The 21,882-nt window shown below is 53.6% G+C and carries 19 protein-coding genes; 13 read left to right on the forward strand and 6 right to left on the reverse strand.

All coding sequences use genetic code 11. The features are described 5' to 3' along the window. The first annotated feature begins 1 nt into the window (after position 1). From tatC to WA429_RS12205, 5 genes are all read left to right on the forward strand, one after another. Complete coding sequence (gene tatC, locus WA429_RS12185) at positions 2 to 976, forward strand: twin-arginine translocase subunit TatC (protein WP_336107491.1); 975 nt, start codon at positions 2 to 4, stop codon at positions 974 to 976. 99 nt (positions 977 to 1,075) lie between these two features. Then, the gene (gene serS, locus WA429_RS12190; protein ID WP_228195425.1) at positions 1,076 to 2,350 is read left to right on the forward strand and encodes a serine--tRNA ligase; all 1,275 of its coding nucleotides are present in this window, start codon (positions 1,076 to 1,078) and stop codon (positions 2,348 to 2,350) included. A 12-nt stretch (positions 2,351 to 2,362) separates the two neighbouring features. Next, positions 2,363 to 3,130 carry a 5'/3'-nucleotidase SurE gene (gene surE, locus WA429_RS12195; RefSeq protein WP_287465087.1) on the forward strand — a complete coding sequence of 256 codons (768 nt, stop codon included), beginning with the start codon at positions 2,363 to 2,365 and terminating at the stop codon, positions 3,128 to 3,130. Positions 3,131 to 3,141: 11 nt separating this feature from the next. Then, positions 3,142 to 3,780 carry a protein-L-isoaspartate(D-aspartate) O-methyltransferase gene (locus WA429_RS12200; RefSeq protein ID WP_371833729.1) on the forward strand — a complete coding sequence of 213 codons (639 nt, stop codon included), beginning with the start codon at positions 3,142 to 3,144 and terminating at the stop codon, positions 3,778 to 3,780. A gap of 78 nt (positions 3,781 to 3,858) precedes the next feature. Next, positions 3,859 to 4,920 carry a peptidoglycan DD-metalloendopeptidase family protein gene (locus WA429_RS12205; RefSeq protein WP_287465086.1) on the forward strand — a complete coding sequence of 354 codons (1,062 nt, stop codon included), beginning with the start codon at positions 3,859 to 3,861 and terminating at the stop codon, positions 4,918 to 4,920. Between the two features lie 67 nt (positions 4,921 to 4,987). Here the strand turns inward: WA429_RS12205 and WA429_RS12210 are convergent, their stop codons facing one another. After that, positions 4,988 to 5,851 carry an ATP-binding protein gene (locus WA429_RS12210; protein ID WP_068519117.1) on the reverse strand — a complete coding sequence of 288 codons (864 nt, stop codon included), beginning with the start codon at positions 5,849 to 5,851 and terminating at the stop codon, positions 4,988 to 4,990. A 362-nt stretch (positions 5,852 to 6,213) separates the two neighbouring features. On the opposite strand from WA429_RS12210, the gene yajC reads away from it, so the two are divergent. The 4 genes from yajC (at position 6,214) to WA429_RS12230 (ending at position 9,759) form a co-directional block, all read left to right on the forward strand. Further along, positions 6,214 to 6,585 (forward strand): preprotein translocase subunit YajC, encoded by a 372-nt coding sequence (gene yajC / locus WA429_RS12215; RefSeq protein ID WP_287465084.1) that lies wholly within the window; start codon positions 6,214 to 6,216, stop codon positions 6,583 to 6,585. Positions 6,586 to 6,728: 143 nt separating this feature from the next. Further along, complete coding sequence (gene secD / locus WA429_RS12220) at positions 6,729 to 8,303, forward strand: protein translocase subunit SecD (protein WP_287465083.1); 1,575 nt, start codon at positions 6,729 to 6,731, stop codon at positions 8,301 to 8,303. A 19-nt stretch (positions 8,304 to 8,322) separates the two neighbouring features. Continuing rightward, positions 8,323 to 9,252 (forward strand): protein translocase subunit SecF, encoded by a 930-nt coding sequence (gene secF, locus WA429_RS12225; RefSeq protein WP_287465082.1) that lies wholly within the window; start codon positions 8,323 to 8,325, stop codon positions 9,250 to 9,252. Between the two features lie 126 nt (positions 9,253 to 9,378). Beyond that, a complete protein-coding gene (locus WA429_RS12230; RefSeq protein ID WP_228195429.1) occupies positions 9,379 to 9,759 on the forward strand; it encodes an Mth938-like domain-containing protein in 381 nt (126 codons plus the stop codon). A gap of 6 nt (positions 9,760 to 9,765) precedes the next feature. On the opposite strand, the gene WA429_RS12235 is transcribed toward WA429_RS12230, so the two are convergent. Beyond that, entirely contained in the window at positions 9,766 to 11,118 is a 1,353-nt protein-coding gene (locus tag WA429_RS12235; protein ID WP_287465080.1) for an NAD(P)-binding protein, read from the reverse strand. A 109-nt stretch (positions 11,119 to 11,227) separates the two neighbouring features. Here WA429_RS12235 and WA429_RS12240 point away from each other — a divergent pair, with 109 nt between their 5' ends. The 3 genes from WA429_RS12240 to WA429_RS12250 all read left to right on the forward strand — a co-directional run bounded on the left by WA429_RS12240 (position 11,228) and on the right by WA429_RS12250 (position 13,978). After that, positions 11,228 to 12,400: a mechanosensitive ion channel family protein gene (locus WA429_RS12240; RefSeq protein WP_287465079.1), complete on the forward strand. Its 1,173-nt coding sequence runs from the start codon at positions 11,228 to 11,230 to the stop codon at positions 12,398 to 12,400. A 5-nt stretch (positions 12,401 to 12,405) separates the two neighbouring features. Then, the gene (locus tag WA429_RS12245) at positions 12,406 to 13,251 is read left to right on the forward strand and encodes a phytoene/squalene synthase family protein (RefSeq protein WP_287465078.1); all 846 of its coding nucleotides are present in this window, start codon (positions 12,406 to 12,408) and stop codon (positions 13,249 to 13,251) included. Positions 13,252 to 13,396: 145 nt separating this feature from the next. Then, entirely contained in the window at positions 13,397 to 13,978 is a 582-nt protein-coding gene (locus WA429_RS12250) for a hypothetical protein (RefSeq protein WP_287465076.1), read from the forward strand. Positions 13,979 to 14,037: 59 nt separating this feature from the next. On the opposite strand, the gene trmFO is transcribed toward WA429_RS12250, so the two are convergent. Beyond that, positions 14,038 to 15,384, reverse strand: coding sequence for a methylenetetrahydrofolate--tRNA-(uracil(54)-C(5))-methyltransferase (FADH(2)-oxidizing) TrmFO (trmFO, locus tag WA429_RS12255; RefSeq protein ID WP_228195436.1), 1,347 nt, complete (start codon positions 15,382 to 15,384; stop codon positions 14,038 to 14,040). A gap of 197 nt (positions 15,385 to 15,581) precedes the next feature. Between trmFO and WA429_RS12260 the strand changes: the two genes are divergently transcribed. Beyond that, entirely contained in the window at positions 15,582 to 16,547 is a 966-nt protein-coding gene (locus tag WA429_RS12260) for a hypothetical protein (protein ID WP_287465074.1), read from the forward strand. A gap of 124 nt (positions 16,548 to 16,671) precedes the next feature. Here the strand turns inward: WA429_RS12260 and uvrA are convergent, their stop codons facing one another. From uvrA to WA429_RS12275, 3 genes are all read right to left on the reverse strand, one after another. Beyond that, positions 16,672 to 19,500: an excinuclease ABC subunit UvrA gene (gene uvrA / locus WA429_RS12265; protein WP_287465072.1), complete on the reverse strand. Its 2,829-nt coding sequence runs from the start codon at positions 19,498 to 19,500 to the stop codon at positions 16,672 to 16,674. 212 nt (positions 19,501 to 19,712) lie between these two features. Beyond that, a complete protein-coding gene (fbaA, locus tag WA429_RS12270; RefSeq protein ID WP_287465070.1) occupies positions 19,713 to 20,792 on the reverse strand; it encodes a class II fructose-bisphosphate aldolase in 1,080 nt (359 codons plus the stop codon). A gap of 20 nt (positions 20,793 to 20,812) precedes the next feature. Beyond that, entirely contained in the window at positions 20,813 to 21,880 is a 1,068-nt protein-coding gene (locus WA429_RS12275) for a Gfo/Idh/MocA family protein (RefSeq protein WP_287465069.1), read from the reverse strand. Positions 21,881 to 21,882 lie beyond the last annotated feature (2 nt).

Consider the following 21,882-nt stretch of genomic DNA (forward strand, 5'->3'; position numbering starts at 1 on the left):
CATGCAATCGCATGACAAACAGATGCCAATCATGGAGCATCTGATAGAGCTGCGGAACCGCCTGACTTGGGCGGTTCTGGCTTTGTTTATTACCTTTGCGGTTTGCTATTATTTCGTCGAGGACATTTACGGTTTCCTCGTCAGGCCACTGGCAAACGAGATGGGCCCGGATCGCCGCATGATCTATACGGCGCTGACAGAAGTGTTCTTCACCTATGTCAAAGTGTCCTTCTTTGCGGCCTGTTTTGTTTCTGCACCGGTATTTCTGGGGCAGTTGTGGGCCTTTGTCGCCCCGGGGCTTTATAAAAACGAACGGTCGGCATTTTTGCCGTTCCTGTTTGCGACCCCGGTTCTGTTCCTGATGGGCGGGGCGCTTGTTTATTACTTCATCATGCCGCTTGCCTGGAAATTCTTCCTGAGTTTCGAGCATGCGGGTGACGGATCGGGACTTGCCATTCAGCTTGAAGCCAAGGTGGGCGAGTATCTGTCCCTGGTCATGAAGCTAATTTTTGCGTTCGGACTTTGCTTCCAGTTGCCTGTTTTGCTTACGCTTATGGCACGCGCGGGCATTGTTACGGCCGACGGACTGGCACGGCGGCGCAAATATGCGGTTGTGATCGCGTTTGTGTTTGCGGCAATTTTGACGCCGCCTGATCTGATTTCCCAGGTTGGTCTCGGCATTCCGATCATTATTCTTTATGAAATTTCGATCGTCATGGCGCGAATTTCCGAGCGCAAGAAGCGTCAGGCGGCCGAAGACGAAGATGACGATGAAGATGATCCGTCAGAAGACGAGACGTCCGAAAATGCGCAAGAAGGCGCGGATGACAATGTGGATGAGCAGGCGGCCGCCGCGGCATCTTATGATGACGGCCAGGCATCCTTGACAGACACGTCATCAGCCAAGCCTTCCTCCCAAATTGCGGGACCATCGCAACGCGATGATGGTGAAGACGATTTCAATAACGCGCGCTAGTTGGAATTGTGACCCCGAAACGTCTGATTTGGTGGGGTGGACCTTGTGTTCACCCCATCGTATAAAGCCACAAATATTTGACTGACAGGGTGCTGTTCGATGCACGACATTAAATGGATTCGGGAAAATCCCGAGGCTTTTGACGCAGCAATGGCTGCACGCAAACAGGAAATTACCGCAGAACGTCTGATGAATATCGACGTCGAGCGCCGCAAACTGATGACAGAACATCAGGAAATGCTGGCGCGCCGCAAGGCCATTTCCGGCGAGATCGGCATGCTTCGCAAGAAAGGTGAGAATGCCGACGACCTGATGGCCGAAATGGGCACGCTCAAAGACAAGATCAAGGAAGCCGAAGACGGGCAGGCCGCCCTGAACGAGCAACTTGATCTGTTACTGTCATCCTTTGCCAATATTCTTGATCCGGAAGTACCGGTTGGCGATGACGAAGATGACAATGTCGAAGTGAATCGCTGGGGCACACCGGCAGAATTCGAGTTCAAGCCGCTTGAGCATTTCGAAATTGGCGAAAAGCTTGGCATGATGGACTTCGAAACCGCAGCCAAACTGTCGGGTTCGCGATTTGTCATTTTGCGTGGCGGTCTGGCAAAGCTTGAACGTGCTTTGGCACAATTCATGATCGACCTTCACACCACCGAACACGGTTACGAAGAAACCGTAACGCCGATGCTGGTGCGTGATGACGCGATGTTCGGCACCGGACAGTTGCCGAAATTCGCCGAGGATTCGTTTAAAACCACCAATGATTACTGGCTGATTCCTACATCGGAAGTCACCCTGACCAATCAGGTTGCCGGCGACATCATTGATCAGGCAAAATTGCCGCTACGCTATACCGCGCTGACGCAATGCTTCCGTTCCGAAGCCGGGTCTGCTGGCCGTGATACGCGTGGCATGATCCGTCAGCATCAGTTTTCAAAGGTCGAAATGGTTTCGATCGTCGAGGCAGAAAAGTCTGACGAGGAACTGACCCGCAAGACACGCTGTGCGGAAACCGTCCTTGAACGCCTTGGTCTGCCGTACCGTACGGTCATCCTGTGCACCGGCGATATCGGGTTCTCGGCATGCAAGACCTATGACATTGAAGTCTGGTTGCCGGGGCAGGGACGTTATCGCGAAATTTCGTCATGTTCGAACACCCGTGACTTTCAGGCTCGCCGCATGAATGCCCGCTATCGTGCCGCTGGTGACAAGAAAACCCAGTTTGTCCATACACTGAACGGTTCTGGGCTTGCGGTTGGACGTTGCCTGATTGCAGTGATGGAAAACTATCAGCAGGCAGACGGTTCGATCCGGGTTCCGGACGCGCTCAAGCCCTATATGGGCGGTCTCGAGGTTATTTCCCCGCGCTAAGGCAAAACCGGCATGATTGATCTGACCAACGCACGTATCCTGATCAGCAATGATGACGGCATTGATGCACCGGGGATCAAGCTGCTTGAACGTCTTGCGCGGGAATTCTCTGATGACGTCTGGGTCATCGCTCCGTCAATCGAGCAAAGCGGCGCAGGTCATTCATTGACCCTGCGCCGTCCTTTGCGCATTCACAAGCGCGATGAACGCCATTTTGCCGTCGATGGCACGCCGACAGACTGCGTTCTTCTGGGCTTGCAGCAGGTAATGCGTGACAGCCCGCCAGACATTGTTCTTTCCGGTATTAACCGCGGCGGAAACCTTGGCGAAGATGTGACCTATTCGGGGACCGTCGCAGCCGCGATGGAAGCCACATTGCTGAATGTTCCGGCCATTGCATTTTCCCAGTATTTTTCCGGCGAGATGATCGACTGGACCACTGCGGAAAAATATCTGAAGGATGTTGCGGCAACACTGGTCAAAAATACCTGGCCCAAAGGTGTGCTGATCAACGTCAACTTCCCCGAGCACGAAGCACCCGGCGGTGCTTCGGTCAAGATTTCCAAGCAGGGACAGCGCAAGATCGGCGATCATATTGCCGAGCGTCTTGATCCGCGTGGTGAACCATATTACTGGATCGGTGCCATCCGGTCGGAATTGCCGGAAGATCCGTCTGCTGATCTGCGCGTTATTGAACAGGGCAATATTTCGGTCACCCCGATCAGCCTTGATTTCACCCATTACGAGACTTTTGACAACCTGACGAAAGCTTTCCCGTGAACGAGCCGGTCATTACACGTGAATCAAAAATAGCCGATTTGCTTCAGACGCTTCGCCATGACGGCATTCATGACGAGGCAGTTTTGCGTGCATTGGCGGAAGTCCCGCGCGAGTCATTTGTTGCCGAGCCGTTTGTTGATCGTGCTTGGGAAAATGTGGCTCTTCCGATCAGCAAGGGCCAAACGATTTCGCAGCCCTACATCGTGGCACTGATGACCCAGGCGCTTGAGCTTAATGACCGTATGAAGGTTCTTGAAGTTGGCACCGGATCCGGATACCAGGCCGCCATTCTGGCCAAGCTGGCGCGCCGTGTTTATACACTTGAACGGCACAAACCGCTTTTGCGTCAGGCAGAAGAACAGTTCCGTGCGCTTGGCTTGCACACCATTTCCACTCTTCATGGTGACGGGGGACTTGGCTGGAAAAACCAGGCACCGTTTGATCGTATCATTGTCACGGCTGCGGCCCAGGATGTGCCGCCGGTATTGGTTGATCAGCTTGCGGTTGGCGGGATCATGGTGGTGCCAGTGGGTGAAGTGTCACATACGCAGCTGCTATTGCGTGTGTTGCGCACCCCAAGCGGGGTTGAAGTCACCGAATTGATGCCGGTGCGCTTTGTCCCGATGTTGCCCGGCACAGAAGAATTCTAGACCAAATTCACCGAATATCGGGTCAAATCGCAAGCTTGCTTACCGATTGTTAACGGCTGTTCGCAGACAATCGTTAACATGATGGAAAATTGTGTCAAATTTGCTGTTCATAGCGGAAAACGACTGCTGCTTGTCTGTGCGACAAGCGCGGCGCTGAGTGGCTGTTTGCTGAATTCCGTCCCTGTGCCGGTGGTTTATGGCGACGGGGCAAGCTACAGCCCCTATAGCATGCCCAAACTCCAAAACGGAGAACGGGTGATTACTGTGGAACCCGGCGATACGGTATCCGAACTGGCAACACGGTATCGCACGGACTTTACTCAGTTTGCTGCCCGGAACAACCTTAGAAAACCCTATGTCATCTATCCGGGCCAGCGACTTGTATTGCCGCCATGGACGCCAGATTATGACAGTTCGCCCCCAACCAGCGTCGCATCACGCACATCGACTTCGTCGCCGACGAAAACAGTAACGATTGGCGGTCAAAGACAGGTGGTCAGAATCCCGCTTGAAAAAGACACTTCGTCCTCAGCAACACGATCGACTGTTCAAACACAGGTGGCCCGTGTCGCTCCGAGAGAAGGCGGGAATATTCCAACACCCGGGATCAAGCCGCAAGACTTTGCTGCGGATGCACAGCGTGAAATCGCATCCACACGCAGCTGGGTAACAGACACCCGACCGACACCGGTTGCCGGTGAAGGAAGCGACACCCGCAAGAATGTGGTGATTGCCGAGCCGGCCGATCGCAAAGGCTTCATCTGGCCAGTGCAAGGGAAGGTGGTCCTGAAATACGGGGCCGGTACGGGGGGCCTGTTTAATGACGGGATCAACATTCAGGCCAATCGCGGAACACCGATCCTTGCAGCCGAAAATGGTGTTGTGACCTATGTCGGGAATGAGTTGCGCGGTTTCGGGAACCTGATCCTGATCAAGCATGCCGACAATTTTGTTACGGCCTATGCCCATACCGAAAACCCGCTGGTGGCGCGCGGCGATGTTGTTGAACGTGGGCAGCGGATCTCAAGTGTCGGCACAACCGGCGCTGTGACATTCCCGCAGCTTCATTTTGAAGTCCGCAACGGGCGCAAGTCATCAGACCCGTTGAAATATCTGCCAAGTGTCATGGTTTCCAGATAGCAAAACACCCGGACAAAGATCCGGGTGTTTTTTTTTTGATGTGGCGCCAACGCGCTTGTGCACCGGCTTAATCGAGCGACTTGCCAAGTTCGCCGGCAATTTCCTGAATAAACTGCCAGGCAACGCGGCCCGAACGGCTGCCACGGGTAACGGTCCATTCCTTGGCCCGTGCGTGCAGTTCTTCAACCGGCATATCGAGGTTGAATTCCTTTGCGTAGCCTTCGATGATTTCGAAATAGACGTCCTGGGAAATGTTGTGGAAGCCAAGCCACAGACCAAAGCGGTCCGACAGTGAAACCTTTTCCTCAACCGCTTCGGACGGGTTGATCGCGGTTGAACGTTCATTTTCAATCATGTCACGGGCCATAAGGTGACGGCGGTTTGACGTGGCATAGAAAATAACGTTCTTGGGACGGCCTTCAATTCCGCCTTCAAGCACGGCTTTCAGCGACTTGTAGCTTTCATCCTGCATATCGAATGACAGGTCATCACAAAACAGGATCGTGCGGCGGCCACTTTGTTCAAGAATGTGAAGCAAGTCGGGCAGGCTGGGAATGTCTTCACGATGAATTTCCACCAGGGCCAAGGCGGCCGGACGTTCTGCGTTGATTTTAGCGTGCATCGCCTTGACGATGGAGCTTTTGCCCGTGCCGCGTGCGCCCCACAACAGGGCGTTGTTGGCTGGTAATCCGTCCGCAAAACGTTTCGTGTTGTTATACAGGATTTCCTTTTGCTGGCCGATGCCTTGCAGCAGCTCGATATCGATACGGTTGACGTTGCGCACCGGCTGCAAATAGCCGGTTTCGGCCTGCCATACAAAGGCGTCCGCCGCGCTCAGGTCATTTTCGGTTCGTGCAGGTGGGGCCATGCGTTCAAGTGCTGTTGCAATACGTTCAAGCGTTGGCAGCAACTTATCGAAATCCGTACTCATCGAAGCCTCTTGGATGTTTGTTGTTTTTGGTGACACAAGGGACTGCGGAAAACCGGTTGCCGAAACGAATGACACGACACCAAGCCCGCACGTTACGTAGGGCAGGTCGCGCCATGACCCGTTCAAGACGGGTGATCATTTCAGTCCTTGCATTAAATACAGACCCTGTTGGCGGGAAAACTAGCATACCGACTGCCAAATGGAACAGCTTGTTACGGTCAGACCCATTCGGGATCGAGGTGATCCAAACCACATGTTTTCCAATTTTCCGCCTTTATATCCGGTTCTTCCTTGCTTTGGCGTTGTACGCCGTTATATTCCGGCAGTTGATATTTTTTGTTCTGAGGAATTAGGAGTTCCTAATGTTTATTTCGACGGCTTACGCTCAGGCCGCTGGTGGTGCAGATGGTGCAGGCGCACTGATGCAGTTCGCACCGCTTATCCTGATTTTCGTTGTTTTCTATTTCCTGCTCATCCGTCCTCAGCAGAAAAAACAGAAAGAACATAAAGCAATGCTCGAGGCGATCCGCCGTGGCGACAAAATCGTCACCGCAGGTGGCCTGATCGGCACCGTTGCCAAAGTTGTTGGTGATGACGAGTTGTCCGTCGAGATTGCCGAAGGCGTAAAAGTCAAAGTGGCACGCGGCATGGTTTCGACAGTTCTGTCGAAAACCGAACCGGCCAAGAACGACGCCAAAGATGAAGAAAAAGAAGAAGAGACCAAAAAAGACTGATCTCTTCGCGCTAAGTGAGGCGGGGCACATGGCTCCGCCTTCTTGCATTTTACCGGTGGCCTGAAGCGGTACAAAATACCCGTTGTTCCAAGAACCTTGGAACCAGACCAAGGTTGACCCAGACAGATCCGGTCAAAGAACACATGCTTTATTTTACCAAATGGAAAGCAGCACTGGTCCTTCTGGTGTGTGCTTTGGGCGTGATATACGCCGCGCCAAACTTCCTGCCGTCGGGAACATTCCCGACCGAGGCAAGCTATTTGCCCGGCAAGCAGATTAATCTTGGCCTCGACCTTCGTGGCGGCTCGCATATGCTGCTTGAAGTCGATACGGACAGTGTCCTGCGTGAACGTTATGACGCACTTGCCGATACGATCCGCACCGACCTGCGCCAGGAACAGATCCGCAACCGCCCGCGCGAAGCGACCGCTAACGGTGCCGAGATCACCATCCTCAAGCCTGAAGATGTTGAAAAAGCCCGCGAGATCGCCCGCGCAGCAGAACCCAATACGGAGCTGAGCGGCGAGGGGAACAACATCCACGTCACCTATAACGTCGTTGCCCGCAAGGAATTGATCGACCGTGCCATTGCGCAGTCACTTGAAGTGGTGCGTCGCCGTGTTGACGAACTTGGTACGACGGAACCGTCGATCCAGCGTCAGGGCGAAAATCGCATTGTTGTTCAGGTGCCCGGTCTTGATGACCCGTCGCGGTTGCGTGCGATCCTTGGCCGTACCGCCAAGATGAACTTCCATCTTGTGAATAACGAGAAAACGGCTGCTGAAGCCCGTGCAACCGGTCTTCCGCCGGGAACCATGATCCTGCCGGCTGCTGATGCGTCGGACAAGGCCGCGGGCATCCGCGAATATCTGATTGATCGTCGTATTGTCGTATCCGGGGACAATCTTGTTGATTCCCAGCCGACCTTCAGTGACGGTCGTCCTGTTGTATCGTTCCGCTTTGATGCGGCCGGTGGCGCCCGTTTCGGCGATGTCACCAGCAAGAATGCCGGGCGTGGCCTGGCAATCGTTCTGGATGGTGAAGTGATTTCCGCGCCGCGGATCAATGAACCGATCCTGGGCGGCAACGGCATCATCACCGGACAATTCAGCGTGCAGGAAGCCAACGATCTTTCGCTGCTGCTGCGCGCTGGTGCATTGCCGGCCCCAATGCAGATCCTTGAAGAACGTTCTGTCGGTCCAGGCCTTGGTCAGGATTCAGTTGAAGCTGGCGAAATCGCTGCTGTTCTTGGTCTGGTGTTTGTTATTGCCTTCATGGTGATCAGCTATGGACGTTTTGGCATCTATGCCGACATCGCCCTGATGATGAACCTGATCCTTGTTTTGGCGGTGATGTCTGTCTTGCAGGCAACACTGACGCTGCCGGGGATTGCAGGTATCGTTCTGACGGTCGGTATGGCGGTTGATGCCAACGTTCTGATCTTTGAACGTATTCGCGAAGAACGCCGTAATGGCCGAACGATCATCAATTCGATTGATGCCGGTTATCGCAGTGCCATGTCGACCATTCTTGATGCGAACATCACGACGCTGATTGCGGCCCTGGTGCTGTTCAGCTTCGGCTCTGGCCCGATCAAGGGCTTTGCCGTGACGCTGGCCATCGGGATCATTACGTCGATGTTCTCGGCGATCTGGCTGACCCGTTTGATGATTTCCGTCTGGGTCAAGCGCAGCCGCCCGACGGAACTGGTACTTTGAGGAAGGGAACAGGGAAGATATGAAACCTTTGCATCTTATCCCGGATGACGTGAACATCCCGTTCCTCAAATTCCGGAAAATCTTTTACATCGTATCGATGGTGCTGGTTCTTGCATCGGCGGCACTGTTTGCGACCAAAGGCCTTAATTTCGGGATCGATTTCCGCGGGGGTATCCTGGTCGAGATCAAGACCGAAGGCCCAGCAGACATTAGCGGTTTGCGCGACAAGTTGGGCAGTCTTGGTCTTGGCGATGTCTCGATCCAGGAATTTGGGGCGGCTGACGACGTGTTGATCCAGCTCCAGCGTCAGGATGGTGATGAAAAGGCCCAGATGGCCGCATTGGCGAAAGTTACAGAAGCCCTTGGCGAAAATGTAACCATCCGTCGAAGCGAGCTCGTCGGCCCGAAAGTCGGTGACGAACTCAAGGAGGCCGGATTCTATTCGGTTGTGATCTCGCTTCTGCTGATCATGATCTATATCTGGTTCCGGTTTGAATGGCAGTTTGCCGTGGCGTCCGTTGTTGCGCTTTTGCATGACGTCGTGATCACGGTTGGCTTCTTTGTGATCACTGGTGTGCAGTTTGATCTGGCAACGCTGGCGGCGGTTTTGACGGTTGCAGGTTATTCGATCAACGATACGGTCGTTGTGTTTGACCGCATCCGTGAATATCTGCGCAAGTTCCGCAAAATGGAAATCCCGGATCTGCTTGATCTTTCGATCAACTCGACATTGTCGCGTACGACCATGACGTCGTTCACGACCTTGTTGGCGCTGATTGCGTTGTTTGCCTTTGGCGGCGAGGCGATCCGCGGTTTCACCATGGCGCTGATCTTTGGCATCGTGATCGGGACCTATTCATCGATCTGTGTGGCATCGCCGCTTCTGATTGTGTTGCGTCTCAAACGGAAAATTCCGGAAGCCGAAGAAGGTCAGGAAGCAAAAGCCTGATCGCTGATCGGATGATCTAGAATTTGCAAGAAGGCCGGGGATGTGCGAAAACGCCCCGGCCTTTTTCTTTTGGCTTTCTGCCTGAACCGGGTGGAAAACTGCGCACCAGACCATATGAGGATTGCCATGTCACTTGAAGTCAGCCCACTTGTTGCCGAAGGTCGCAATCTGGTGTCGAGTTACGGTGACGGTCTGTTCCGCTTTGGCGAAGAAACCGTCAATGGGTCGGTCTTGCTGTTTCCGGAATCGATCTATTCCTGGAATGTCAAATCCATGGACGATATCACGGTCGACTCATTCGCCCGCGTGATCGAAAAAGCAGACGAGATCGAAATTCTGCTGCTTGGTATGGGCAGCCGCCTGATGCCGGTGCCATTGGCGTGGCGCCACGCATTGAAGGAACATGGCATTGTGATCGAACCGATGGATACCGGTGCTGCATGCCGGACCTATAACGTTCTTGTCGCCGAAGCACGCCGCGTCGCCGCAGCCTTGATTGCGGTTTGATCAAGGCTAGCCGCGCAGATAGTACTGCAACTGATGGCGAACCTGCTTTACGCTGGCAAATATTGCAGCAGGGCCCGGTGCATAACCGGCCGGGAACGATTCCCCGCACAGAAACAGGTTCTTCCACGGCAATCGCAAACGATCACGTAAAGCCGCATGGCCCGGTGTGAATTCCGGGAAGGGGGCCTCGGCATCGATGAAGCTGAATTTCGGATGGTCGATCCCGTCAGCATTGCGAGACCGTGCTTGCAGATCGACATTGAGATATTGATTGCATAACCACAGACATCTTTGCCAGACCCGGGCAACAATCTGATCAGTGGTGCCGTCGGTCGGCATGTGAAAGCTGCTATTGAGGCTGACCTGCACGTGGCGGCGATGACAGTAGATTGCCCGGACAAGGTCGTCACTGACCAGAAGGCAACTTGGTTCGGCAAATGGCCGTCGCATTTCAAAGGCAACGGTCTGACGGCGGGCAGGGGCTGGTGGAATGCCGATATCAGGCACCGCATCGCAAAGCGGCCGTGGATGCAGCGCCAGCACAACGGCGTCACCTGGCTTCAGAACCACCTGAATATCATCATTAAACAGCAAGTCTGTTGCGAACTCCGATGTACTGTCAATGTCACCAAGTTTTGTGCGTGCCATCACTGTGCCACCCGCGGCAACAAATCGTTCGCGCAAGGTCGGAAGGGCAATGTCATTCAGGATGATCGGATCAATGGCCGAGAATACCGGTTCATGTGACTTTGAAAACAATGCGGATATTTTCGGAACAAGAACACGTGCCAACAGGGCGCGTGAACACCGGTGCGCCGGGATCGAAAACAATGTTTCCGCCAACACCGCCAATGCATCGCGATGGTATGTGCCGGGCTGGTTGGCCTGTTCGTCACTATCGAAGTCACCCGAAGACAAAACGTTATCAACCCGGCTTTCTTCACTGGCAAAGCGTTGCCGCGACAAACCCAGGGCAGTATAGGCGCGCGCGACAAAGCCAAGTCGTCGGGCAACAAGGGCACGCGCGATACCGTGATCAAGTGAAATAACGGCTGGTTTGCGCCGGCCTCGTTTAAGTCCGATCACGCAATGGGCTGGCCGGATCAGCTTTTTGGGAATTTCCGGGAAACCGGCAAAATAATCGGCAGCCAGTCCTTCGGGGTCATAGAAAATCTCGGGTTCAGCAGTTTTGTGGTTTTCAGGGGCGGTTTGCATGCCACGCGTCCAACGGCTTTCAAACGGCTCGCCTTCGTCATAAAGGACGACTTCTGCACCATCTTCTGCCATCCGGGTTGCCAATGCCGCCCCGGCAAGGCCGCCGCCAACAACGTGAACTTTCCCAGACGTGAAGGATGCCATATGCCTGCGCCACTTTAATTGTTATACAAGGCCAGAATTAACTGGTTTGCACGTTATCGTGTCATTCGGTCTGACAAAATAACCTTAACAGCAGAACAGCTTACAAGCCATGGATGAAATTTCAAACGAACTGGACAGCCTGAACACCGAAGTCATCGACCAAATGAACAGTTGGGTCGATCTGCTTGGCGGCGGCGAAGTCGGACGGCTTGTTGGTGCGGTTTTGGTCCTGTTCGTATTCTTTGTGTTCAAGCGCGTTCTGGTGCGCGGGGTACTTGGCGTTTTGAGACGCATCGCGCATCAAACCGAACGCAGCATGATTGCAAATGTCCTTGATGCCTTTGCCTTGCCGCTTCAGGTGCTGGTGATGTTGCTTGGCGCGTATTTCGCCGTGGAGCTTCTGGACCTGCCGGTGGCGATTGATGCGCCCCTGATCGAGGCAGTCCATATCGCAGCAATGTTTTGCGTGTTCTGGGCCCTGTTTCGGGCTGTCGAACCGGTTGCGGTGTCACTTAACAGCCTGATCGGGCGGTTTGGTGCGGGTCTTGGTGACGACTTGCGGCAATTCTTTATCCGCGGGGTCAAAACGCTGATCGTTGTGATCGGCTTCGTTATCTTCCTTGAAGGGTGGGGAATTGATGTTTCGGCCTTTCTGGGCGGGCTTGGCCTTGCCGGGATGGCTGTGGCGCTGGCGGCCAAAGATTCGGTTGCCAACATCTTTGGCGGCCTGACGATCTTTGCGGACAATCTTTACAAGCGCGGTGACTGGATTGAAACGCCCCATTTCGAAGGAACGGTCGAGGAGGTGGGCCTCAGGGCGACCAAGGTCCGGACCTTTGCCAAGGCGCTTGTTACCATGCCGAATGCCCAGATTGTGGACTCACCCGTGATCAACTGGTCACGCATGACCCATCGTCGCATTAAAATGGTCATCGGACTGGAATACCGCACAACAGCCAAACAGATGGAACAGATTGTTGAAAAGCTGCGTGACTTTCTGAAAAATGACGACGACGTCGCACAGACGAATGTCGCGCAGATGGTTCATTTGTCCGATTTCGGTGCAAGCTCGATCAATATTGATCTGTATTACTTTACGAAGACCACTGACTGGGTTACATGGCGTGAAATTCGTAACCGCCACATCATCGCATTCAAGCGCATCGTCGAGGAAGAAGACGCTGCCTTTGCCTTCCCATCCCAATCGCTTTATGTCGAAAGCCTTCCTGATAACCTTGTCGACACCAAAAACGATCAGCGACCCGCACGTCAGATCGGATAAACAGAATGACTGATACGCCAAAATTATCACATTGTGCAGACTATACGCGCCGCCACGACCGCGACCGTTTTCTGTGTGCCCTGTTTGCGGCACCGGAAAAGCGCGAAGACCTTTTCACCCTTTATGCCTTCAATCAGGAAGTTTCGAAAACCCGTGAAATGGTCAGTGAGATCATGCTGGGCCATATCCGCCTGCAATGGTGGCGCGATACGCTTTCGGAAATCGCCGAAGGCAAGGTCCGAAAGCATGAGGTCGTCGAACCGCTGGCAAATCTGGTGCAAACCGGGGCTTTGTCCGTCGACGATCTGGAAACCGTTGTGGCCGCACGTGAATTCGATCTAGAGGATCGCCAACCGGCAGATCAGGCAGAGCTTGACCGATATATTGATCAAACATCGGGTCAGATGGCGGTTCTTGCAGCACGTATACTGGGTGTTACGGATGAAGCGGGCCAGCAGGCTGTGCGCCTTGCCGGCAACGCTTACGGGTTGGTCGGGATTATGCGCGCCATGGTGTTTCACGGGCGCGCCAAACGTCTTTATCTGCCGAAGGACCGGATGGAACACCACAATGTCGTACAAAGTGACATTTTCGAATTTCGTAAGAAGGATGAAGTTCGCAATCTGACCCGTGAACTGGCCGAACTTGCGCAAAGCCGCATCAAAGAAGCACGCAAACATCGCCGCGCTGTTCCAAAGGGCGCACATGCCGCAGTCCTGCCGACTGTGCTGGCCGATGGATATTTGCGCAAACTTGCCAAGGCGAAATTCGATCCGTTCTCGGCCGAATTTGGTTTGGCGCGCCCGGCCAGTGTCCGTCTGATGGTGAGTGGTCTGTTGAAACGATATTAGGTTTCATCGGACAGACTGGATATTGCAAAAATATCATCTACATTAACGATAAAGGATAAGACAGGTTTGTTCTGTCCGTGCTAGCGTGATTAACGCGTTGATTTCGCGGCGTAACGTTCAGTAGCCACCCAGAATGAGGGCTCATATGGCATATCCGCATTCCAGACCCGGACGTGATTGGCTGACCCGGCTGATGCTGGCCGGGGTGATTTGCCTGATGGGATTTTTGCCATCAATTGGCCAGGCCGCCAGCATTGACCCGTTTGTCGGGGTCTATCACGGGGTGACCATTGAACATGCCGAAGGTGAGCTGCAGGCACGTGATCTTGACGTTACAATCGCCAAGACAGAACGCGGTTTCAACGTTGATTGGGCGACTGTCATCCACAAGGCCGATGGCCGCGAAAAGAACGTATCACTAAGCATCGAGTTTTATTCGACCGAACGTCCCGACATTTATGGCAGTGCCATGCGTTCGGGATTGTTCGGGAAACGCATTCCCAATGACCCGTTAAAGGGCGAGCCGTTCTTTTGGGCCCGTATCGTTGACAAGACCTTGACCATACACGCCCTTTATATCACGGACGAGGGCGGCTACGAGATGCAGGTCTATGAACGGAAACTTGACGAAGACGGCAATATGGATCTGATTTTCCGGCGGTTCCGCGATGGCGAGCAAATCCGCGATGTTACCGGGAAACTGACCCGTCAGAAGAAAAGCTACTAGTCGCGCATTGCACTGGTGCCAATGAAAAAGCCGCATCCGAAGATGCGGCTTTTGTCATATCAGGCGGCGTTGATCGCACTTAGCCATTCATCAAACAGCGGAATGGCACGATCTGTATAAAGCTTTTTGCGGTCGCGGCCCTTGACCCGTTTGGTCAGCTCCAGATCAGGGAACAGACCAAAATTGACATTCATCGGCTGGAAGGTGCTTTCATCGGCACCACCGGTAATGTGGTTCAGAAGGGCGCCCATCGCGGTCGCCAGCGGCGGGGTGGGGATGGCAACACCGGCTTTTTCCGCAGCTGTGAACCGACCAACCATCAAACCGACTGCAGCACTTTCAACATAGCCTTCGCAACCGGTAATCTGACCGGCAAATCGCAGATCAGGACGGGCTTTAAGACGCAGTGTTGCATCAAGCAAACGCGGTGAATTCAGGAACGTATTGCGATGAATGCCGCCAAGGCGGGCAAACTCGGCATTTTCCAGCCCCGGAATGGTGCGGAAAACGTCGATCTGTGCACCGTATTTCAGTTTGGTCTGGAAACCGACCATATTGTAAAGCGTACCAAGGGCATTATCCTGACGAAGCTGAACAATCGCGCGTGGCTTTACAGTCGGGTTGTGCGGGTTGGTCAGTCCTACCGGCTTCATCGGCCCGTGGCGCAAGGTTTCACGACCGCGTTCGGCCATGACTTCAATCGGAAGACAGCCGTCGAAATAGGGCGTGTCTTTTTCCCATTCCTTGAATTCGGTTTTCTCGCCTTCGATCAGGGCGTCGATAAAGCGGTTATATTCGTCCGCATCCATCGGGCAGTTAATGTAATCCTTGCCGTCGCCCTTGTCATATCGCGACTGGAACCAGGCCTTGTCGAAATCGATGCTTTCCTTATAGACAATCGGTGCAATCGCATCAAAGAAGGCCAGGCTTTCTTCGCCGGTAACCTTGCGGATAGCGTCGGCCAGCGCACCAGATGTCAGGGGACCGGTGGCAATGATGGTCTGTTCCCATTCCTCGGGGGGAAGACCATCAATCTCGCCGCGCTCCATTGTGATCAACGGATGGTTTTCAAGCGCATCGGTGACCGCCTGCGAAAAACCTTCGCGATCAACGGCAAGGGCACCGCCAGCGGGGACTTTGTGCTGATCGGCACACCGCATGATGATCGAACCCGCACGGCGCATTTCGTCATGGATCAGGCCGACGGCATTATATTCCTTGTCATCGGACCGGAACGAGTTTGAACAGACGAGTTCGGCGCATTTGTCGGTATGGTGCGCGTCTGTCGGGCGAACCGGGCGCATTTCATGCAGAACCACCGGCACACCGGCCTCGGCCAGTTGCCAGGCGGCTTCACTGCCCGCCAGACCGGCGCCAATGATATGAACAGGTTTCACCGTATTCACGTGTGCGAACTCCTCGCGAAGAATGTGTTTGAATGCTTGGCACACACATAGCGGTGCATGGGGGAAGATTTCAAGTGATTTGCGCCATATTGCCCGTGGGCTTTGTGCATGCAGGCATGAATAATTCACAAAGCCACATCTTCCCCGTCATAAATGCCAGACCCGTTCTGTCAAACATATGTGAAACTGGGGCCAACATGAGCTACCCGCATCACCCATATGGATACGAACCCACACATTGCCCGGTTATCGGTCTGGTGCCACGGCGGCGCCCCGTCATCATTGATGACAAGGACAGATGCGACGCGCAGGACAATGAAAAGCCTGATAACAGTGAACGCAGGGTCGGTTTTCCATTCGGCGGCTTTAATGACGGCAATTTCACCGCCACCGACATCGAAAGCATGATCGAATATGTGGTTGCAACACGTCAGGGATGGCGCGCATCCCTTGTTACACGGGCGTTTTTGCGTTGGTGGCGCAATGAAGACGAAACCCTTGATGATCCCGGCCGGGAGCGCAAGCAGTCAGATGCGATTTTGATGCTTCTTGCACTTAACCAGGGCCGTGACGGGTTCGTTCATGGCTATTTGCATGATCTGCAGGACGAGGCCAAAGAACACCCGAAACCGTCATCACCGCAAACAACCCTGCAAAAGGCATTCAACAAAAGTCTGCGTATTGCCGCACTGGCACTTGCCCTGTCGCCGATCGTATTGATTTTTGCGGTGCTGCTGTTTGTTCAGATTGACACCATCATCAGTACCGGAAACGGCAAGCTTTTCGGGTTCAGCTATGATCTTTTGTTCTTTGTTGGCAGCTTTGGCGCGATCGGGGCTCTGACCAGCATGATGATGCGGCTTGGCAAACAGACACCATGGGCCGAGATGGAGCCATCATCGGTCTTTTTCAATTTTCTGTTCCGTCCATGCATGGGATTTTGTTTCGCCCTGATTGTGCTTTTCGCGCTGCGGGCAGGGATGTTGCCCATTCCGCTTGACGATTTGCATAATCTTGACGACCTCGACCAGATCAGCAGTTCGTCACCGGCCGGACGGCAACTGTCAATCGTTCTGGTTTTTGCGTTTCTGTCCGGGTTTAGTGAACGACTAAGCACTGCACTTGTGCGGCGGGTCGAAAACCGGGTGGCAAGCAACAGTTAGGACAAAGATACCTGCTCATACAGGGTCCAAAAGAAAAGAGGCACGAACATCATAGAAAATGTTCGTGCCTCTCTTTGTATCGTGGCGGCTTTTGTAACGGCGGTTGGTGAAAGCAGCCCTTTGGTTATTCAAGCCCTAAATGCCGTTTAAGATAGCGCCCGGTATAGCTTCGCTCATTGGCCATGATGGCTTCGGGCGTGCCGGTGCCGACCAGTTGTCCACCACCGTCGCCCCCTTCGGGACCAATATCAATGATCCAGTCGGCAGTCTTGATGACATCAAGGTTGTGTTCGATCACAACGACGGTGTTGCCCTGGTCAACAAGGGTATGAAGGACCTCAAGCAATTTGCGGATATCATGGAAATGAAGACCGGTGGTCGGTTCATCCAGAATATAGATTGTCCGCCCGGTCGCCCGTTTTGACAGTTCCTTGGCAAGCTTCACGCGCTGCGCTTCACCGCCCGAAAGGGTTGTGGCCTGTTGGCCCAGATGGATATAGGACAGACCAACCTGTTTAAGGGTTTCCATCTTGTCACGGATCGATGGGACGGCCTTGAAGAAGTCCGCGCCTTCTTCCACCGTCATATCAAGAACATCAGATATCGATTTGCCTTTAAAAGATATTTCCAGCGTTTCGCGGTTGTATCTTTTGCCCTTGCACTGATCACACGTGACATAAACGTCGGGCAGGAAGTGCATTTCGATTTTGATGACACCGTCACCCTGACAGGCTTCGCAACGACCACCTTTGACGTTGAATGAAAAACGTCCGGGCTTGTAACCGCGGGTCTTGGCTTCCGGCAGTTGGGCAAACCAGTCACGGATCGGGGTAAAGGCACCGGTATAGGTCACCGGGTTCGAACGCGGGGTTCGCCCGATCGGGCTTTGGTCGATATCAATGATCTTGTCGATCAGCTCGATCCCGGTAATTGCATCATGTGCCCCGGGATGATGGCGGGCATTATGCATCCGCTTTGCCAGCGCCTTATATAGCGTTTCGATGACAAGACTGGATTTCCCGCCACCTGACACGCCGGTAACACAGATGAACTTGCCCAATGGGAAGTCGACATCAATGCCCTGAAGGTTGTTGGCTTTGGCCCCCTTGATCGTGATGGACTTGCCGTTGCCTTTGCGACGTTCCTTTGGAACGGCAATCTGTTCAAGACCAACCAGATACTTGCCGGTCAGGCTTTCGGGGTTTTGCTGAATTTCTTCCGGGGTGCCCTGGGCAACGATGCGTCCGCCATGAATACCGGCACCCGGGCCCATATCAATCACATAATCCGCCGCACGAATGGCGTCTTCATCATGTTCAACGACCAGAACCGTATTCCCGAGATCACGCAACCGCTTAAGTGTATCGAGCAGGCGGTCATTGTCGCGCTGATGCAGACCAATGGACGGTTCATCCAGCACATACAGAACACCGGTCAAACCCGACCCGATTTGCGACGCCAGACGGATACGTTGGCTTTCACCACCCGAAAGGGTGCCTGATGTGCGCGACATGGAAAGATAATCAAGCCCGACATCGCGCAGGAAGCGCAAGCGGTCATTAATTTCGCGCAGAATACGGCGCGCGATTTCGGTTTCCTTTTCGTTCAGCTTGCCTTCAAGGGCGATGAACCAGTCACCTGCTTTGGCAATTGAAAGATCCGTCACCTGCGAGATGTCGCAACCATCGACTTTGACAGCCAATGCTTCGGGCTTCAGACGTTTACCCGCACAGGTTGGGCAATGCGACACCATCTGATATTTGGCCAGTTCATCGCGGGCCCACTGACTGTCTGTCTCGCGCCAGCGCCGCGCCATGTTCGGAATGACACCTTCGAACGGGCGCGAAACCTTGTAACTGCGCGATCCATCGTCATAGGTGACAGTGACTTCTTCGTCACCCGACCCATGCAGGATGATGTCTTGCGCCGTTTTGGGCAATTTTTCCCAGGCAACATTGGTTTTAAAGCCGAAATGCTTTGCGACTGATTTCAGGGTCTGCAGGTAATATTTCGACGTGGTGCTGGCCCATGGTGCGACCGCCCCATCTTCAAGCGTCTTGCTTTCATCGGGAACAACCAGCATCGGATCAAACTCCATCTGGGTTCCCAAACCGTCACAGGCCGGGCAGGCGCCAAACGGGTTGTTGAATGAAAACAGACGCGGTTCGATTTCCTCGATCGTGAAGCCGGAAACCGGGCAGGCGAATTTTGCCGAGAATACGGTTGTTTCGCCGGTTTTGGCATCTTCGGTAAGAACAATGCCGTCAGTCAGTTCAAGAGCGGTTTCAAAACTGTCGGCCAGGCGGGTTGCGATGCCGTCTTTCACGATCAACCGATCGACAACAACAGAAATGTCGTGCTTCAGCTTTTTATTCAGTTCCGGCGCATCATCGATGTCATACATTTCGCCGTCAATTTTGACGCGCTGGAACCCGCGCGAGCGCAAATCACGCAGTTCTTTTTTGTATTCACCCTTACGACCACGGACGATCGGCGCCAAAAGATACAACCGTGTTCCTTCTTCCATTTCCATCACACGGTCGACCATCTGCGACACGGTCTGACTGACAATCGGAAGGCCGGTCGCCGGCGAATAGGGGATGCCGATACGCGCCCAAAGCAAGCGCATATAGTCATAAATCTCGGTCACGGTCCCCACGGTCGAACGCGGGTTACGCGACGTGGTTTTTTGTTCGATGGAAATGGCCGGCGACAGACCATCGATATATTCGACATCCGGCTTTTGCATCAGTTCAAGGAACTGACGGGCATATGCAGACAGGCTTTCGACATAGCGACGCTGGCCTTCGGCATAGATCGTATCGAACGCAAGCGAACTTTTACCCGATCCCGACAGGCCGGTAATGACCACCAGTGAATCGCGGGGCAATTCAACATCAATGTTCTGAAGATTGTGTTCTTTCGCACCGCGAACCGAAATTTTCGTCAGCATGTCGGGCCTTTTGTTCCTGAATTGTTCGGAAAGTGTATAGAGGACGCAAACACTATACGCAAGCGCACCCCTGACAGTTCCTGTCAGTATTTGTCAGGAGACTGACATTACACAATCGCCGCACCCAAAAATGCATGAAAAAACCCGCCGAACAAGTCCGGCGGGTTTCATAAATCCTGTGACCCAACGGGTCAGACAAAGCAAAAGATGGCTTAGCCTTTGGTCACGGAACGACCGGTGGCACCAAGATCCTTGAAGGCTTCTTCGAGGCGCGCTGCCATCGACAGTTCAGCTTCGCGGATCCAGACACGCGGGTCGTAATTTTTCTTGTAGGGTTTGTCCGTTTCCGGATCGACCTGGTATTTGAAAGCACGTGCATTTGCTTCAACATACTCACCGACCGGACGGGCATAGGCAAACTGGGTATCGGTGTCGATATTCATCTTGAAGACGCCATAGTCGACGGCTTCTTCGATTTTTTCTTTTTCCGAACCCGAACCGCCATGGAACACGAAGTCCAGCGGACGGTCATCAAGACCATGCTTCTCGGCGACAAACTTCTGGCTTTCCAAAAGGATTTCCGGACGCAGTTTGACGTTACCCGGCTTGTAGACGCCGTGGACGTTACCAAATGCAGCTGCGACCGAGAAATGGCCAAGCGGCGAAAGGCGACGATAGGCTTCTTCGACTTCTTCCGGACGGGTGTAAAGACGCGGGTCGATCTCGTCACTTGAAGTATCAAGTTCGTGACCGATTCCGTCTTCTTCGCCACCGGTTACACCCAGTTCGATTTCCAGGCTCATTTCGATGGCGGACATGCGTTTGAGGAAGGTTTCGCAAGTCGACAGGTTGTCTTCAAGCGATTCTTCGGACAGATCAAGCATGTGGGAGCTGTAAAGCGCCTTGCCGGTTTCGGCATAGGCCTTTTCGCTCCATTTCAGCATTTCATCGACCCACGGAACGAACTTGCGGTTCGCGTGGTCGGTATGCATGACAACAGCAACACCATAATATTCAGCAAGAAGCTGCGCATGACGGGCAGCCGAGACTGCGCCCACGACACGGGCCGCATCGGCGTCCTTGATGCCCTTGCCGGCAAAGAACTGTGCGCCACCATTCGAAAGCTGAATGATGATGTCAGAACCGGCATTCGCAGCGGCTTCAAGGGCTGCGTTCATCGTGCTTGACGATGTAATATTCACAGCAGGAAGGGCGTAACCGTCCTGCTTGCAGGCAGCGACAAGGTCACGATAGGCAGCACCGGTAACAACACCGGGTTTAACGGAAGGCATGTGGGTACTCCTCCTGGGGGTCAGAGTAAAACAGGTGCCCCCGTGCGAACCGACTGATCCGCGGCAAGGGCAATCCGTAGAGAGCCCAATGCATCTTCCATATGCTGCGTCAGGTCAAGATTTTCTGTTATAGACTTTAGGAAAAATTGCTGTTCGCGCAGGCAAAGACCATCATGATCAGGTTCGTCATCGGTGCGGATAATCTCGTCTGTGCGGGTAAATTCACCGGCACTGTCTGTTTCCGAATGATGCAGGCGCAATGCATTTGTCTTGGTATGCGTATCGATGTCAGCCGATCCAGCACCTTTTTCTTCGACATCGGTGATTGATACGCTGCCTTTCGGGCCAATAACATCTTTCACAAAGAAGGCGGTTTCGCTGATCATCGGGCCCCAGCCGGCTTCGTACCAGCCAACAGAACCGTCATCAAAGCGAACTTGCAACTGCCCGTAATTATACATGTCGGGCGCGACATCGTCAGACAGGCGAACACCGATTGCATTGACCGACACCGGTTTGGCCCCGGTCATCAGACACATGATATCAAGATAATGAACACCGCAATCGACAATGGGCGATACGCTGTTCAGAAGGCGTTTATGGGTTTCCCAGAATGCACCACTGCTTTGCTGGTTAAGGTTCATGCGCATCACAAGCGGTTTTCCAAGGGTCTTGGCAATTTCAACAAACTTTTCCCAGGACGGATGATGGCGCAGGATATAGCCAATCACGAGCTTGCGGTCATGTTTGCGTGCGCTTGCCACAACCCGTTCGGCATCTTCGACAGTGGCTGCAAGCGGCTTTTCGATAAAGACATGCGCACCGGCTTCAAAGGCGGCAATCGCAAAGTCCGCATGGGTCTCGGTATATGTATTTATCGAAACTGCATCCGGGTTCGTTTCGGCAAGGGCAGTGTGAAAATCGGTAAACTGAGGATAGTTTGCAAAACCGTCCGGCAATTTATCAGCAGGAATTGGCGACCGGGCACAGATGCCGACAATCTCGTACCCGTCAAGGGCGTGATAGGCCTTTGCATGGGACATCCCCATATTGCCAAGCCCAATTACAAGAATGCGAACCGGCTTCATTT

The sequence above is a fragment of the Thalassospira sp. CH_XMU1420-2 genome, assembly GCF_037029325.1.
In the GTDB taxonomy this organism is placed as follows: Bacteria; Pseudomonadota; Alphaproteobacteria; order Rhodospirillales; family Thalassospiraceae; genus Thalassospira; species Thalassospira povalilytica.

Coding starts and splice junctions, on each gene's coding strand:
- WA429_RS12250 (WP_287465076.1), top strand. CDS start 13,397: ATGGCATATCCGCATTCCAGACCCGGACGTGATTGGCTGACCCGGCTG.
- WA429_RS12240 (WP_287465079.1), top strand. CDS start 11,228: ATGGATGAAATTTCAAACGAACTGGACAGCCTGAACACCGAAGTCATC.
- secD (WP_287465083.1), top strand. CDS start 6,729: ATGCTTTATTTTACCAAATGGAAAGCAGCACTGGTCCTTCTGGTGTGT.
- uvrA (WP_287465072.1), bottom strand. CDS start 19,500: ATGCTGACGAAAATTTCGGTTCGCGGTGCGAAAGAACACAATCTTCAG.
- WA429_RS12245 (WP_287465078.1), top strand. CDS start 12,406: ATGACTGATACGCCAAAATTATCACATTGTGCAGACTATACGCGCCGC.
- serS (WP_228195425.1), top strand. CDS start 1,076: ATGCACGACATTAAATGGATTCGGGAAAATCCCGAGGCTTTTGACGCA.
- WA429_RS12235 (WP_287465080.1), bottom strand. CDS start 11,118: ATGGCATCCTTCACGTCTGGGAAAGTTCACGTTGTTGGCGGCGGCCTT.
- WA429_RS12230 (WP_228195429.1), top strand. CDS start 9,379: ATGTCACTTGAAGTCAGCCCACTTGTTGCCGAAGGTCGCAATCTGGTG.
- yajC (WP_287465084.1), top strand. CDS start 6,214: ATGTTTATTTCGACGGCTTACGCTCAGGCCGCTGGTGGTGCAGATGGT.
- fbaA (WP_287465070.1), bottom strand. CDS start 20,792: ATGCCTTCCGTTAAACCCGGTGTTGTTACCGGTGCTGCCTATCGTGAC.
- WA429_RS12260 (WP_287465074.1), top strand. CDS start 15,582: ATGAGCTACCCGCATCACCCATATGGATACGAACCCACACATTGCCCG.
- WA429_RS12210 (WP_068519117.1), bottom strand. CDS start 5,851: ATGAGTACGGATTTCGATAAGTTGCTGCCAACGCTTGAACGTATTGCA.
- secF (WP_287465082.1), top strand. CDS start 8,323: ATGAAACCTTTGCATCTTATCCCGGATGACGTGAACATCCCGTTCCTC.
- surE (WP_287465087.1), top strand. CDS start 2,363: ATGATTGATCTGACCAACGCACGTATCCTGATCAGCAATGATGACGGC.
- WA429_RS12205 (WP_287465086.1), top strand. CDS start 3,859: ATGATGGAAAATTGTGTCAAATTTGCTGTTCATAGCGGAAAACGACTG.
- WA429_RS12275 (WP_287465069.1), bottom strand. CDS start 21,880: ATGAAGCCGGTTCGCATTCTTGTAATTGGGCTTGGCAATATGGGGATG.
- tatC (WP_336107491.1), top strand. CDS start 2: ATGCAATCGCATGACAAACAGATGCCAATCATGGAGCATCTGATAGAG.